Annotated in this window: 13 protein-coding genes and 1 riboswitch; of the genes, 7 read left to right on the top strand and 6 right to left on the bottom strand. The window is 72.5% G+C overall.

Annotated features, from left to right (window positions below):
* A partial coding sequence (locus ACRYCC_RS19245) for a sensor histidine kinase (RefSeq protein ID WP_433813878.1) occupies positions 1-2,204 on the bottom strand: 2,204 nt, incomplete at its 3' end.
* A 324-nt stretch (positions 2,205-2,528) separates the two neighbouring features.
* Complete coding sequence (locus ACRYCC_RS19240; protein ID WP_433813876.1) at positions 2,529-3,527, bottom strand: ABC transporter substrate-binding protein; 999 nt, start codon at positions 3,525-3,527, stop codon at positions 2,529-2,531.
* Between the two features lie 189 nt (positions 3,528-3,716).
* Positions 3,717-3,834, top strand: a riboswitch (guanidine-I (ykkC/yxkD leader).
* Between the two features lie 48 nt (positions 3,835-3,882).
* Between ACRYCC_RS19240 and ACRYCC_RS19235 the strand changes: the two genes are divergently transcribed.
* The 5 genes from ACRYCC_RS19235 to ACRYCC_RS19215 all read left to right on the top strand — a co-directional run bounded on the left by ACRYCC_RS19235 (position 3,883) and on the right by ACRYCC_RS19215 (position 8,704).
* Positions 3,883-5,043 (top strand): agmatinase family protein, encoded by a 1,161-nt coding sequence (locus ACRYCC_RS19235; protein ID WP_433813874.1) that lies wholly within the window; start codon positions 3,883-3,885, stop codon positions 5,041-5,043.
* A 23-nt stretch (positions 5,044-5,066) separates the two neighbouring features.
* Positions 5,067-6,104 (top strand): aliphatic sulfonate ABC transporter substrate-binding protein, encoded by a 1,038-nt coding sequence (locus ACRYCC_RS19230; RefSeq protein WP_433813872.1) that lies wholly within the window; start codon positions 5,067-5,069, stop codon positions 6,102-6,104.
* A complete protein-coding gene (locus tag ACRYCC_RS19225) occupies positions 6,101-7,003 on the top strand; it encodes an ABC transporter permease (RefSeq protein ID WP_433813870.1) in 903 nt (300 codons plus the stop codon). Before ACRYCC_RS19230 ends, ACRYCC_RS19225 begins: the two co-directional genes overlap by 4 nt.
* Positions 7,000-7,779 carry an ABC transporter ATP-binding protein gene (locus ACRYCC_RS19220; protein ID WP_433813868.1) on the top strand — a complete coding sequence of 260 codons (780 nt, stop codon included), beginning with the start codon at positions 7,000-7,002 and terminating at the stop codon, positions 7,777-7,779. Before ACRYCC_RS19225 ends, ACRYCC_RS19220 begins: the two co-directional genes overlap by 4 nt.
* Before the next feature lie 139 nt (positions 7,780-7,918).
* A complete protein-coding gene (locus ACRYCC_RS19215; protein ID WP_433813866.1) occupies positions 7,919-8,704 on the top strand; it encodes a hypothetical protein in 786 nt (261 codons plus the stop codon).
* 13 nt (positions 8,705-8,717) lie between these two features.
* Here the strand turns inward: ACRYCC_RS19215 and ACRYCC_RS19210 are convergent, their stop codons facing one another.
* Positions 8,718-9,113 (bottom strand): ankyrin repeat domain-containing protein, encoded by a 396-nt coding sequence (locus tag ACRYCC_RS19210; RefSeq protein ID WP_433813864.1) that lies wholly within the window; start codon positions 9,111-9,113, stop codon positions 8,718-8,720.
* Between the two features lie 157 nt (positions 9,114-9,270).
* Between ACRYCC_RS19210 and ACRYCC_RS19205 the strand changes: the two genes are divergently transcribed.
* Entirely contained in the window at positions 9,271-9,804 is a 534-nt protein-coding gene (locus ACRYCC_RS19205; protein ID WP_433813862.1) for a VanZ family protein, read from the top strand.
* Between the two features lie 164 nt (positions 9,805-9,968).
* Here the strand turns inward: ACRYCC_RS19205 and ACRYCC_RS19200 are convergent, their stop codons facing one another.
* The 3 genes from ACRYCC_RS19200 to ACRYCC_RS19190 form a co-directional block, all read right to left on the bottom strand.
* On the bottom strand, positions 9,969-11,093 hold the full coding sequence (locus tag ACRYCC_RS19200) for a DNA glycosylase AlkZ-like family protein (protein ID WP_433813860.1): 1,125 nt from the start codon (positions 11,091-11,093) through the stop codon (positions 9,969-9,971).
* Positions 11,094-11,160: 67 nt separating this feature from the next.
* Positions 11,161-11,664 (bottom strand): ribosomal protein L7/L12, encoded by a 504-nt coding sequence (locus tag ACRYCC_RS19195; protein ID WP_433813858.1) that lies wholly within the window; start codon positions 11,662-11,664, stop codon positions 11,161-11,163.
* A gap of 9 nt (positions 11,665-11,673) precedes the next feature.
* Complete coding sequence (locus tag ACRYCC_RS19190) at positions 11,674-11,823, bottom strand: hypothetical protein (protein ID WP_433813857.1); 150 nt, start codon at positions 11,821-11,823, stop codon at positions 11,674-11,676.
* Between the two features lie 117 nt (positions 11,824-11,940).
* Here ACRYCC_RS19190 and ACRYCC_RS19185 point away from each other — a divergent pair, with 117 nt between their 5' ends.
* Complete coding sequence (locus ACRYCC_RS19185) at positions 11,941-13,428, top strand: aminotransferase-like domain-containing protein (protein ID WP_433813855.1); 1,488 nt, start codon at positions 11,941-11,943, stop codon at positions 13,426-13,428.
* Positions 13,429-13,437 lie beyond the last annotated feature (9 nt).

The following is a 13,437-nucleotide window of genomic DNA, read 5'->3' as shown; positions in this document are numbered from 1 at the left end:
CCGTTGCGCGTCGTCGCCGGGCCGCCCGGTGCCGGGCCCGGACCGCCCGGAGCGGAGCCCGGGCCGGCGGCCGGCGGGGCCGCGACCGCCACCGCCGTCGCTGTGGGGGCCGGGGTGGCGATCGGGGCGGTACCGGCGGCCCCGTGCCGCGGCGCGGCGCCCGCCCGGGCGGGGAGCGCCGTACGGGTGGGCGGTCCCGCGGGGCCGCCGGAGGTCACCATTACGGTGCCGGGCAGCACGACGCGGGCGGTGACGCCGATGAGCGGCGACTCGTGCAGCCATACCTCGATGCCGAGCCGCTGGGCCAGCCGGCCGACGACGTAGTGGCCCAGGGCGCGGGTCGGCGTGACCAGGAAGCTCTGCTCGCCGCGCAGCCGGGCGTTGGCGGTGGCCATCGCCTCCGGTGTCATGCCGACCCCCTGGTCGACGATGGCGATGTGGTACTGCGAGCCGGTGTCGCGCGCCTGGATCTCCACCTCCTGGTCGGGCGGCGAGAACGCCAGGGCGTTCTCGACCAGTTCCGCGAGCAGGTGCGAGATCTCCGCCGCCGCGCCGCCCTGGACGTGGGCGGTGTCGGCCTTGCGCAGGACCACCCGGCGGTAGTCCTCGACCTCGGCGAAGGCCGACCGGAGCACGTCGCCCACCTCGACCGCGCCCGACCAGCGGCGGGGGCTGTGCTCGCCGACCAGCACCAGCAGGCTCTCGGCGTTGCGGCGCATGCGGGTCGCCAGGTGGTCGAGCTCGAACAGGTTGGCCAGCGCGCCCGGGTCGGCCTCCTCGCGTTCCAGCGCGCTGATGAAGCCGAGCTGCCTGCGCACGAGGTTCTGGTTGCGGCGGCCCAGGTTGGCCAGGGACTCGGCGGTGTTGTGCCGGATGACCGCCTGCTCGACCGCCAGCCGGACCGCCGTCTGCTGGAGATGGTCCAGGGCCCCCGCCACCTCGGCGAACTCGTCGTCGCGCTGGACCAGGGTGGACCGTGACGAGTCGAGCACCACCTCGCCCGGCTCCTCCGCGGCCCGGATGCGGGCGACGGCGCCCGGCAGCCGCCGCTCGGCCGCCTCACGCGCCTCACGGGTCAGCATCTTCAACGGCTGCATGATCGACCGGAAGGTGTAGAGCCACAGCAGCAGCGCCAGCACGAGGGTGACGGCGGCTCCCGCGGCGTAGCAGGCCAGCAGCCATCCGGCGTCGCGGTCGATCTGCCGGGCCCGGGCCCGGGCGTCGTCGCCGATGCCGCGCTGGATCTCGCGCAGGTCGTACCCCACCGTGGTCATGGCGGCCGACCACCTCGGCGGGCTGAGGTTCAGCCTCCGCCCGGCGGCGCCGTCCAGCGCGCGCTGCTCGTAGCCGGCGGCGAAGGCCGCCTCGGGGGTCCGCTGGGCGGCGTCCAGCGCCGCCGCCCGCCGGGGTGCCGCCACCCGGCGGAACTCCGCGAGCGCGTCCAGCTTGGCGGCGCGCGTCTGGGTGAACCTGAGGTAGTCGTCCTGGCCGAACCGGCCCTGGGCGAACACGCCGTTGAGCTGGCCGCGTTCGAGCGCGGTGGCCTCCTTGGCCTCCCCGAGGGCGTGCAGGGACTCGAGCGCCCGCCGCAGCACCGCGTCGTCCTGGCCGACGTCGCCGTCGATGGACGCGGTGCTCAGCGCCACGATCGCGTGGGTGTAGAAGTCCAGCATGGCCGGCCTGGCCAGCCGCCGGCCGTCGACGGAACGGCGCACCGACTCCAGCGGATCCAGGTTCCGCAGGGCGCCGCGGACCGCCCGCGCACTCGGGCTGTCGTTGCCGGCCAGCCGCCGGCCGAGGATCGCCCGGTTCTGGTCCGACGCGCGGCGCTGCGCCTCCAGCTGCGCGCGGTACTGGTCCGCGCCCCCCAGGACCCCGCTGGTGAGGTCGCGTTCGCGCTGGAAGGAGTGGATGAGGTCCTGGGCGGACAGCACCAGCTCGACGTTGCCCGCGGCGGCGGTCGCGTCGCCGGAGACGCGGTACTGACCGGCCACCCCGAGACAGGCGAGCGCCACCAGCAGGATCGTGGGCACGCAGAGGACGAGGGCCAGCCGTGCGCGGATCGTGCGCATCCGCGCGAAGCGGCGCCGCCGCCCACCCGGGTGGTAGACGATGCCGGGGTCGGGCAGGGGAGCCGGCACGCCGGGACCGCCGGTGTCCTCCGCGGCCGGACCGCGCCCTGACCCGCGGTGGCGTGCGCTCACGCTCGCCCCTCGACGCGTGACCCGCACGCACGCTCACCGGACGGCCTTACCGACCGTTTCGTGGGATTCACGTGTTTCTTCCCAGGCTCAACGCTCATGCGTGGTTCCTTCGTCGTCCGTGCCGCGTCCGACGACCGTGGAAAAGAATCCGGTGCACCGGGAAAGGCCGGTCCCGGTAATCCAAGGCGAGGCTAGGGGTGTCGCATTGCGTCCATGTTTCCGGCAAATGATGGCCGTGTGGCGGAGCATTTCCATTGGGACGAAAGGCGACATCGCGCAGCCCGGACGGATCGCCGGCGCCCGCGGCCGGGGCGTGCCGTCCGCTCATCGTTTGAGGGCCTCGACGAAACGCGGGTCGATCAGCCTGTCCAGGCTCGGCTCGAACTGGGTCAGCCGGTTGTCGAGCAGGAAAGCCGAGAGGGCCGTGGCCTGGTAGGGGAGATGGGCCGTACCGCGGCCCGGCGCGAACGCCCGCAGGTTGTCGTCGAGGGAGAAGATCGTGGTCCCCGCGTCGTAGGTCCGGTACTCGGCCTCGGTCACCCCGGCCCGCCTGGCCATGATCCGCACCGCCTCCGCCTTGTGGGCGGCGATCCAGGCGAGGGTGTCGAACCAGGTCTTGACCAGGGCCTGTACGGATCCGGGCTGCTGGTCCAGGAAGGCCCCGGAGACCACCAGAAGGTCCGGGATCGCGCCGGGGAAGTCCCGGGAGGTCGTCAGCGCCCGGCTGCCGGGCCGCTTGAGGGCCGCGGTGGTGAACGGCGCGAACACCCCGACGGCGTCGACCTTCCCGGCGACCAGCGCGTCGGCCGCGGCGTCGGTCGCCAGCGGCTCGAAGGTCACGTCCCTGCCCGACAGCCCCGCCTTCTTCAGCGCCAGCATCAGCAGGTAGTGGTCGACGGTCCCCTCCTCGGCGGCCACCCTCTTGCCCTTGAGGCCGGCGACGGACGTGATGCCGGGCCGGGCGATGATCTGGTCGTTGCCGGTGGAGTTGTCGTTGACCAGGACGATCGTCTCCCGGGAGCCGTCCGTCACCGAGGAGAGGGTGTCGTTGAGCGTCTGGCTGTTGGCCTGGATGTCGCCGTTGGTGAGCGCCGTCAGGCTGTCGGTGTAGTTGCCGTAGTAGCGCAGGTCGACGTCGAGGCCGTTCCGCTCGAACAGCCCCTCCTCCTCGGCCACCTGCCAGGGGAACCAGCCCGGCCAGGCGCTGAACCCGAGGGTGATGGCCCTGCCCGGCGCCGGGGCGTCCCGGCCCGGGAGCGCGCAGGCGGCGACCGGCGTCAGCCCGACAAGGAGGACGCAGAGCAGCCGGAAAGTCCTGATCATCCGGCGGATTATCGTGGATATGTGTGACCTCACGGTAAACAGTGAGTTCGGCCGATGTCTCATTTTCATGATGTGGTGCCGCACCGGGTGCCGTTATGGGAATGCCGGTGAGGCGATGTTCACACAATGGTTACATCATCGAATTGAGTGCGGTACCGGTCCTTACTTCAATGATCGGCGACTCACAACGTGAGGCGCGCCTAGGGTTCCGCCGCATCGCCTGCCCGGCGAACGCGGGTCTGGTCCGAGAGGCGAGGCGGACGCCCCCGCGGCGGCCGTTCCACGGCGGGATAAAAGCCCGGGAGGTCAGCGAAGCCTGGCTTCCGGCTGGACCGGGCACCGTCATGGAGGCTCCATGCATTACCACCCCAAGCATCTTCCGGAGGAGTTCAACCCGGAGGAACTGCACGGCGACTACGGTCCCGAGGCCCGCTACGCCGTCGCGGCGGAGCGGGTTCTGCCGACCACCCGCCACCAGGAGGAGATCGCCCGTGGCCTGGAACTCGGCCTCCAGGGCGCCGACTCCATCGTCGACCGCTCCATCCCGACGTTCTCGCGGGGCGAGCTGCCGCACTTCGCGGGGATCAACACCTTCCTGAAGGCGCCGTACGTCGAGGACGTCCGGCGCTGCGGCGAGTACGACGTGGCGGTGCTGGGGGCGCCGTTCGACGGTGGCACGACGTACCGCTCCGGCACGAGGTTCGGCCCGCAGGGGATCCGCAAGATCTCCGCGCTGTACGGGCCGTACAGCTTCGAACTCGGCGTGGACCTGCGGGAGAGCATCACCATCGCCGACCTCGGGGACATCTTCACCATCCCCGGCAACATCGAGAAGACCTTCGACCAGATCAGCAAGGCCGTCTCGCACGTCTACGCGTCGGGCGCCCTGCCCGTCGTGCTCGGCGGCGACCACTCCATCGGCTACCCGACCGTGCGCGGCGTGGCCGAGCATCTGTCCGGCAACCTCGGCATCATCCACTTCGACCGGCACGTCGACACCCAGGAGACCGACCTCGACGAGCGGATGCACACCACGCCGTGGTTCCACGCCACGGACATCCCGAACGTCCCGGCGGAGAACCTCGTCCAGATCGGCATCGGCGGCTGGCAGGCCCCCCGCCCCGGCGTGAAGGTCGGCCGGGAGCGCGGCACCACGATCATGACGGTCACCGACTGCGTCGAGATGGGGATCGAGGCCGCCGCGGAGAAGGCGCTCGAGGTGGCGTGGCGCAACGCCGAGGCGGTCTGGCTGAGCTTCGACGTCGACTGCCTCGACGCCGCGTTCGTGCCGGGCACCGGCTGGCCCGAGCCCGGCGGATTCCTGCCCCGCGAGGTGCTGAAGTTCATCCAGATCATCGCCGACTCCGCCCCGCTCGCCGGGATCGAGATCGTCGAATGCTCACCCCCCTATGACAACGCGGAGATCACGTCGCTGATCGCGACGCGGGTCATCTGCGACACCCTCGGCTGTCTCGTCCGCTCCGGGCACCTTCCCAGCAGGGCCGCCGCGCGATGAGACCCCAAGAAGGAGACTGCGCGATGAGAACCCCTCTCGCCCGAGTGGCCGTCACCCGGTTGCTGCTCGCCCTCGTCCTGACCGCCGTACCCGCACTGGCCGCGTGCGGCGGCGGCTCCGCGAAGTCCGGGGCGTCCGGCGGCGCCTCCGGAAGCAAGGTCACCCTCGGGTTCAGCGCCTGGCCCGGCTGGTTCCCCTGGCAGGTCGCGCACGACCAGGGGCTGTTCGCCAAGAACGGCGTCGACGTCGAGCTGAAGTACTTCGACAGCTACACCGACAGCCTCACCGCGCTCGCCAACGGCTCGATCGACGCCAACAGCCAGACGCTCAACGACACCGTCTCGTCGGTGGCCGGCGGGGCCAAGGAGACGATCGTCCTCACCAACGACAACTCCACCGGCAACGACCAGATCATCGCCCGGCCCGGCATCGGCTCCGTCGCCGACCTCAAGGGCAGGACGGTCGCCGCCGAGCAGGGCACGGTCGACCACTACCTGCTGCTGCTCGCGCTGAAGAAGGCCGGGCTCACCGAGAAGGACATCACGTTCAAGCCGCTGCTCACCGACGCCGCGGCCGCCGCCTTCGCGGCGGGCAAGGTCGACGCGGTCGGGGTGTTCGCGCCGTTCACCGACACGGCCCTCAAGCGGCCCGGCAGCAAGGCGATCAGCACCTCCAAGGACTTTCCCGGTGCCATCCCCGACCACCTGGCCGTCGCCTCCAGCCTGGTGAAGAAGGAGCCGAAGACGGTCCAGGCGCTGGTGCAGACCTGGTTCGACACCCTGGCCTGGATCAAGGCCAACAAGGCCAAGGCGATCGAGATCATGGCCAAGCGCGGCGGAGTGAGCGTCACCGACTACCAGGCCTACGACGGCGGCACCACGATCTTCTCGCTCGACGACAACGTCAAGGCGTTCACACCGGGCACCACCGACGCCAACCTGGACTTCCAGGCCAAGAAGATCTCCGACTTCCTCGTCGGCACCAAGCTGGTGGACAAGGCGCCGTCGCTGGACGGGCTGCTGGACCCGACCTTCGTCAAACAGGCGAGCGGCGCGCCATGAGCGCCGTGGACGGCCTGACGTCGGCGGCGGCCGCGCCGGGCGCCGCCGGCGCGGCGGGGGCAGGGGCGGGCCGCGCGGACTGGCCCGACCTGCCACGGCGCACGCCGCGCAGGAGCCGCACCGGCTGGCTCCAGCCGGGCCGGGAGATCTCGCAGACCTCCCGCTGGGCGCTGCGGGCGCTCTCGCTGCTGGCGCCGCTGGCGGCCTGGATCGGGCTGAGCACCAGCGGCGCGGTGCAGCCCGAGTTCCTGCCCACGCCCGCCGCCACCTGGAGGGCCGGGCTGGAGATGGCCCGCTCCGGTGACCTGCTGACCGACACCGTGGCCAGCGTACGGCGGGTGCTGCTCGGCTTCGGGCTGGCACTGCTGATCTCGGTGCCGCTGGGCTTCGCGATGGGCACCTGGCGGTGGGCGCTGGCGCTGCTGGAGCCGGTGATCGGCCTGGTCCGGTACATGCCCGCGAGCGCCTTCATCCCGCTGCTGATCATCTGGCTGGGGCTGGGCGAGCCGCCGAAGCTGGCCGTCCTGGTGCTCGGCGTGGTGTTCTTCAACATCCTCATGGTCGCCGACACGGTCCGGCAGGTGCCCCGCAGGCTGCTGGAGGCCTCGATGACCCTGGGCGCCACCCCCGGGGTGCTGGTCCGCAAGGTGATCCTGCCGCACTCGCTGCCGGGCATCATCGACGCGGCCCGGGTCAACGCCGCGGCGGCCTGGAACTTCGTGGTGATCGCCGAGCTGTACGCGGCGACCGAGGGACTGGGCTACCGCATCGTGCGCTCGGCGCGTTTCCTGCAGAGCGACCGCATCTTCGCGGTGCTCATCGTCATCGGCGTCATCGGCATCGCCCTGGACGTGACGCTCCGGCTGCTGCGCGACCGGGTCGGGAGGTGGACGCCATGAGCCGCGGGCTGGAGCTGACCGGCGTCGTGAAGGACTTCGCCGCCGGCAGGGAGCGCAAGCGGGTGCTGGACGGCATCGACCTGCACGTCGCCCCCGGGGAGTTCGTGTGCATCGTCGGCGCCAGCGGATCGGGCAAGTCCACGCTGCTCGACCTGATCGCCGGGCTCAAGACCCCCACCGGCGGCGCGATCGGCTGGGACGGGCAGCCGGTGACCGGCCCCGGGTCCGATCGCGGGCTGGTCTGCCAGACCGGCGAGCTGTTCCCCTGGCGGACCGTCGCGGCCAACGTGGCCTTCGGGCTGGAACTGCTGCCGATCTCGCGGGCGGAACGCGCCCGGCGGGTCGCCTGGTATCTCGAGGAGGTCGGGCTCACCGCCTTCGCCGGCACCCTGCCCGGCCGGCTGTCCGGTGGCCAGCGGCAGCGGGTCGCGATCGCCCGCGCGCTCGCGTGCGAGCCGTACGTCCTGCTGCTCGACGAGCCGTTCGGCGCGCTGGACGTGCAGACCAAGCAGGACATGCAGGTGTTCCTGCGCCAGGTGTGGCGGGACACCGGCACGACGGTGGTCATGGTCACCCACGACGTGGAGGAGTCGGTCTTCCTCGGGCAGCGGGTGGTGGTGCTGGCCAGCGACCCCGGGCGGGTGGCCGCCGAGATCCCGGTGGACCTGCCGGCGGAACGCACGATGGGCACCCGGCGCACGCCGGAGTTCCTGGCACTGCGCGGCCGGATCGAGGACCTGGTGCGGGCCCACCACCGGCGGGACACCACGGCTTGAGACGGGCTCCGGCGCCCCGCGGCACGGCGATGCCCGGTGCCGCCCGGGCATCAGGGCGGGCTCCGGGGTTCCGGCGCCGGGGGGCGCCGGAACCCCGGCGCTCCCCCCACGTTCCCGCGCCCGGCGGCAGAATGCACCTGTGACCACCGAGCCGCCGCACGGGCCGCCCCCGGACGCCGCCGACTATCTGACCGGGGTCCTGCGCCGTCAGGCACTGCATCTGGAGCGGGTGCTGCACGCCGACGCGGGCCGCCTCGAGGAGGTGCACCTGCCGGCCTGGCTGCGCTCCACCCCCGGTGAGCAGCGGCTGCCGGTGATGGCGGTGGTGCTGATAGCGATCGCCCTCCAGATCGGGCTGCCCGGCCGGTTCGCGCTGCAGCCCCACCTGCTGCTGCCCGGCCTGGAGGTCGCGCTGGCGGCCGGGCTGGTGGCGGCCAACCCCACCCGGATCGACCGGGAGTCACGGCTGCTGCGGGCCCTCAGCGTGAGCCTGATCGCCGCCATCAGCGTCGCCAACATCATCTCGGCGCTCATGCTCGTCTACGAGCTGCTGCACGGCACCGCCGGTGACGACGCCCCGGCCCTGCTGGCCACCGGCGCGGCCATCTGGGGGACCAATGTGATCGCGTTCGGGCTGTGGTACTGGGAACTCGACCGGGGCGGCCCGGTCGCCCGCGCGCACGCGCGCCGGGCCTATCCGGACTTCCTCTTCGTCCAGATGCAGGCGCCCGAGGTCGCACCGCCCGACTGGGAGCCGACCTTCGTGGACTACCTCTACCTGTCGTTCACCAACGCGACCGCCTTCAGCCCGACCGACGTGATGCCGCTCAGCCGGTGGGCCAAGATGATGATGCTCGTGCAGTCGGCCGTGTCGATCGTGGCCATCGTGCTGGTCGTCGCCCGGGCCGTGAACATCCTGAAATGACCGCGGTGACGGCTCAGGGGGCCGCCGCCTCGAACCAGGCGAGGAACTCGTCGTGGCCGAACATCCGCGCGGTCTCGACGGCCGACGGCCGGCCCGCGCGCGGATCGGCACCGGCCTCCAGCAGCGCCCGGACCACGTCCGGCTCGTTCTTGAACACCGCTCCGGCGAGCGGCCGCTGTCCCCGGTCGTTGGTCCGCTCCGGGTCGGCTCCCCGGCCCAGCAGCGCGCGCACCGCCCCGGCGTGCCCGTGGTACGCGGCGAGCATCAGCAGGCTGTCGCCCTTGTCGTTGGTCAGGTTCACGGGCACGCCGGCGTCGACGTAGGCGACGAGGTCGTCCGACGCGCCGGCCCGGGCCAGCCCGAACACCTTCGTCGCGAGCTCCACCAGCTCCGGGTCGACCTCGTTCACATCTGTTACTCCCCGTATTCGATGCGAGTTTTCCCACCCTACGCCGGTGTTCTGCATACATGCTTGGCTCGGGGGGACAAGTGCCGCATCCAGAGCGGACACCCCGGAGACAGCAGTCGCGTCCGGAAGCGGATGTGACACGGAAGGGAACGCCACTGTGCCATTGCTGGCCAGAACACCGTCCTCGTCGAAGGCGAAGACGAAGACGAGGACCAAGAGCAGGACGAAGACCGACCGTAAGACCTCGTGGTATTTCACTCCGCTACGGGTGGCCGCCATCCTCATCGCTCTGGGCGCCCTCGGCGTGTTCTCCGTGTGGGCCTACCGGCTCACCCTCACCCCGGTCCACGACCACGGGCAGGCGGTCGGCAACACCCAGCCCGGCCGCACCCTGCGGTTCTACCTCGACCGGCCCAGCATCAAGGAGGCCGTGCAGCAGATCGGCGGCAACCTCGCGCTGCTCGCCCCGCTCGGCGTCCTGCTGCCCGTGGTGTTCACCCGGCTGCGCGGCCCGCTGCGGCTCGCGCTCGTGAGCGGGGTCATCTCACTGACGATCGAGACCCTGCAGGGCAACCTGATCACCGGGCGGGCGTTCGACTCCGACGACGTCATCCTCAACGTCGTCGGCGTGGTCCTGGCCTACCTGCTCATCGGCCGCAAACTCTCCCGCCTGATCCGCGGCCCCCGCTGACCACCCCCTCCCTTCCGTGATCACGGAGGGGAGGAGGCCATGGGCGGGCCCAGGGCGGGCGCTCGGGCGCCGGTGCTCAGGCGCCGGTGTCGAGGGGCACGGGTGGTCGGGTGCACGGGTGTTCGGGCGCACGGTGTTCAGTCGGTGTTGAGGCGCACCGGGGTTCAGGTGTCCGTGCCGAACCGGACTCGCAGTGCGGTGGCGCCACGGGCGGTGGCGACGTGACCGGCCTCCTCCTCCACCGCGGCACGGAGGGGGGCGGCCGGCGGAGCGAACCCGGTGACCGTGACCTCCAGCGTGCCCCGGCCGGCCAGCCGGGACCGCCAGACTCCGGCGATCTCGCCGTCCACCAGGAGCGCGCCGGGCTTGGCCAGGATCCGCCAGACGGCCTTCTGGCGTTCCCTGTCCGGGACCAGCAGGTCCCGGTCGCGGGCCTGCAGAAACGGGTCCGACGGGGGGAGCAGCCGGACCATCGGCGGCGGGGAGGCCGAACGCAGTGCCTCCAGCCGGTCGGCGGGCAGCCAGGCACGGCGTCCCTCCACCCGTACCTCGGCCAGGTCCCGCGGCCACACCCGCCGGATCCCGGCCGGGGAGGTGCCCAGGAACTTCGCGACCTCGCCGGGGCCGGCGGGGCCGAGCGACCGGAGGTAGGCGGTCACCAGCGCGGTGGGGTCCCCGGGCCGCCCGGGGACCTCCGGGCGGTCATCGAGCGGTACGAGCACGGCGGGGGAGGTACCGGGCGCGAGCCGTACCCCGGCGGGCAGACCCACCTGCTGGAACAGGCTGCCGGAGATGTGCCGCGCCTCGCAGGCCGTGCACCGGTAGGTCAGTGACCGCGGGATCCGGGCGCTCACCGCCGTGCTCACCTCTCCCCGGGGCACCGGGCCGGTGACGACCTCGCGCATCGCCCGCGCCGCGGCGGCGAACGCCTCGAGCCCGAGCCGGGCGCCCTCCTTGATCTGTCCGCCGGCGATCCGGGCCGTGGCGTCGGCGTCGCTCATCGGCCACAGTGCCGCGGCCAGCCCCGGCAGATCGGCCCAGCGGTGCAGGTGCGGCGCGCCGCGCACCGTCCACAGCAGCGCCAGCCCGTCCTCGGCGGGGGCGACCGTCGTACGCGCCGCCAGGGACTGCCGCGCGGAGCCGGACGGCGTGTCCTGCACGCCGAGGTCGAGTACCGCCAGATCCTCGGGCCGGCGGCCGGGCGGGCGGTCCAGTTCCTGCGCGGTCATCCGGTAGGCCAGCACCCGCGCGCGATCGACCTCCGGGGCGGTTCCGCCATCGCTGCTCACGCGACCATGGTGGACCACGAACCTGTCAGTTCCCGTCAGGATCCGCTCGCGCTCTCGTGGGGAGGGGTCAGTCGAGGGCGTCGACGAAGCGCTCCGCCTCGCTCTGGGTCATGCCCGTCTCGGCGCGTACCAGCGCGACGGCGGAGGCCGGGTCCCCGGCCGCCTTGAACGAGCGCACCCGCTCCGACAGCGGGCTCCGGCCCGGTGCCCCGCCCCACGGCGCCGCGGCGATCCGGCCCGCCGCCATCGCCTCGACGTAGTCCTTGGCCTCCTTGAGGCCCATCCGGGTCTCCTCCCGGACCAGCTTGATCGCATTGATCTTCTGGCCTCGCGACATCAGCGCGCGTACCCGCTCCGCTGCCGGCTCGGACAGTATGCCCGGCCCGCCCTGGTAGGGCACGGCCTGGTGGGGCACGGGGCTCACCGGCGGGCCGAAGGGGTCCGTCGGTGGCATCTGGTCCATCGGGTTCGCACGGCCGCCGCGCGAGCCACTGGCCACGCCGATGGCCACCACCAGCAGCCCGCCGCCGACGATGACCGCCACGGCCACCGCGATCACTAGTCCCGTCATGCGGACAGCTTAGGGGCGCGCGGGCGTTTCGGGAGAGGGGCTCGGATCAGGCCGCCGGGTGATCCGCCAGTCCTGTCCGTCCCGGCTGTCGGCACCCAGCCACGGCCCGGCGATCGCCAGTAACACGAAGATCAAGGTGAAGATGATCAGGGGGAGCATGATGCCACCTCATCCGGCGGGCAGTCCATTGATCGATCCAATTCGGAGGCGCACTTGCGTCGTCGGCTCCATTCTCGAATGATTGGATCGATATTTACAGTGCCAATGGGGGTGGAAGTGGACCGCTCTGACGTCGTGACCATCGACGCGCCCAAGCTGGCCGAGCTGCTGGGCGACTGGGTCACCGGAAGCGGGCCGCTCTATCGCAAGCTCGCCGCCGCCGTCCGCACGGCCATCGAGGAGGGCTCGCTGCCGGCGGGCGCGCTGCTGCCGGCCGAGCGGCGTCTGGCCGGGCTGCTGAGCGTCAGCCGGGCGACCGTCGTCGCCGCCTACGACCGGCTGCGCGAGGAGGCCCTGCTGGAGAGCCGCCGGGGCAGTGGCACCCGGATCGCCGCCGGCCTGGCCGTCCCTCCCGTCGTCGACGACGGGAGGGTACGGGGCGGCGGAGCCACGGCCATCTACCAGCGCCTGGTCGACGGGCCGGGCGAGGTGATCTCACTGACCCGCGCCGCCGGGGCCGGGGTGCCGGCCGTCACCACGGCCCTGCGGGAGGTCATGGAGTCCGACCTCGACGCGCTGCTGGCCACCGACGGCTACTACGCGGTCGGCCTGCCCGCTCTGCGCGAGGCGATCGCGGAGCACTTCACCGTCACCGGCCTGCCCACCGTCCCCGACCAGGTCCTGGTCACCACCGGCGCCCATCAGGCGCTGGGGCTGGTCAGCGAGCTCTACCTGCGCCGGGGCGGGAGCGTGCTGATCGAGACGCCCAGCTTTCCCGGGTGCACCGACGTCTTCCGGGACCACGGCGCGCAGGTGCTGTCGGCCACGCTCGACGACGAGGGCATCGACGCCGGCGAGGTGGCCGCCGTGCTGGACCGGCACCGGCCGACGCTGCTGTACGTGATGCCGACCTACCAGAACCCCACCGGGACGCTCATGTCCGCGGAGCGCCGCCGCACGATCACCGCCCTGGCCGCCCGCCATCAGGTGCCGATCGTGGAGGACTCGGCCTTCGACGCCTTCCGGTCCCTGCCCGAGCCACCGCCGCTGGCGGCCTTCGCGCCGCCCGGCGCCGACGTGCTCACCGTCGGCTCGCTGGGCAAGACGGTGTGGTCCGGGCTGCGGACCGGCTGGGTCCGCGGTCCCGCGACGATCATCGAGCGGCTCGCGCGCCGCAAGGTGCTGGCGGACCTCGGCAGCCCCGTGCTGGACCAGGCCGTCGCGGCGCGGCTGCTGCCCCGGCTGGAGGAGCTGCGGGCCGCCCGTGACGCGGAGCTGCGCGCCAGGCTCGGCCTGATGGAGGAGCTGCTGCGCGTCCATCTGCCGTCGTGGCGGTGGCGCCGCCCGGACGGCGGCCTGTCGCTGTGGGTGGAGGTGCCGGGGGTGGACACCGCCGCCTACGCCCAGGTGACGCTCCGCCATGGCGTCGAGATCGTGCCGGGCCGGGCGATGGACGGCACCGGCCGGTTCCGCGGCTTCTTCCGGCTCCCGTTCGCCTTCCCCGAGCCGGTGATCGAGGACATCGTGCTGCGGCTCGCCGCCGCCCACGCCGATCTGACCCGCCACGGGCCGGTGGAGACCTCGCCCGTGCGCGTCATCGTCTGACCGCGCGGG

The sequence above is a fragment of the Actinomadura scrupuli genome, assembly GCF_050971785.1.
Classification (GTDB): Bacteria; Actinomycetota; Actinomycetes; order Streptosporangiales; family Streptosporangiaceae; genus Actinomadura_E; species Actinomadura_E scrupuli.
The sequence above is the reverse complement of the archived record's forward strand: the minus strand, read 5'-3'. Positions and strand labels throughout refer to the sequence as shown.

Bases quoted from the DNA above. Each gene is read 5' to 3' on its own strand.
- ACRYCC_RS19240 (WP_433813876.1), bottom strand. From the start codon at position 3,527: ATGATCAGGACTTTCCGGCTGCTCTGCGTCCTCCTTGTCGGGCTGACG.
- ACRYCC_RS19195 (WP_433813858.1), bottom strand. From the start codon at position 11,664: ATGACGGGACTAGTGATCGCGGTGGCCGTGGCGGTCATCGTCGGCGGC.
- ACRYCC_RS19225 (WP_433813870.1), top strand. From the start codon at position 6,101: ATGAGCGCCGTGGACGGCCTGACGTCGGCGGCGGCCGCGCCGGGCGCC.
- ACRYCC_RS19220 (WP_433813868.1), top strand. From the start codon at position 7,000: ATGAGCCGCGGGCTGGAGCTGACCGGCGTCGTGAAGGACTTCGCCGCC.
- ACRYCC_RS19190 (WP_433813857.1), bottom strand. From the start codon at position 11,823: ATGCTCCCCCTGATCATCTTCACCTTGATCTTCGTGTTACTGGCGATC.
- ACRYCC_RS19235 (WP_433813874.1), top strand. From the start codon at position 3,883: ATGCATTACCACCCCAAGCATCTTCCGGAGGAGTTCAACCCGGAGGAA.
- ACRYCC_RS19230 (WP_433813872.1), top strand. From the start codon at position 5,067: ATGAGAACCCCTCTCGCCCGAGTGGCCGTCACCCGGTTGCTGCTCGCC.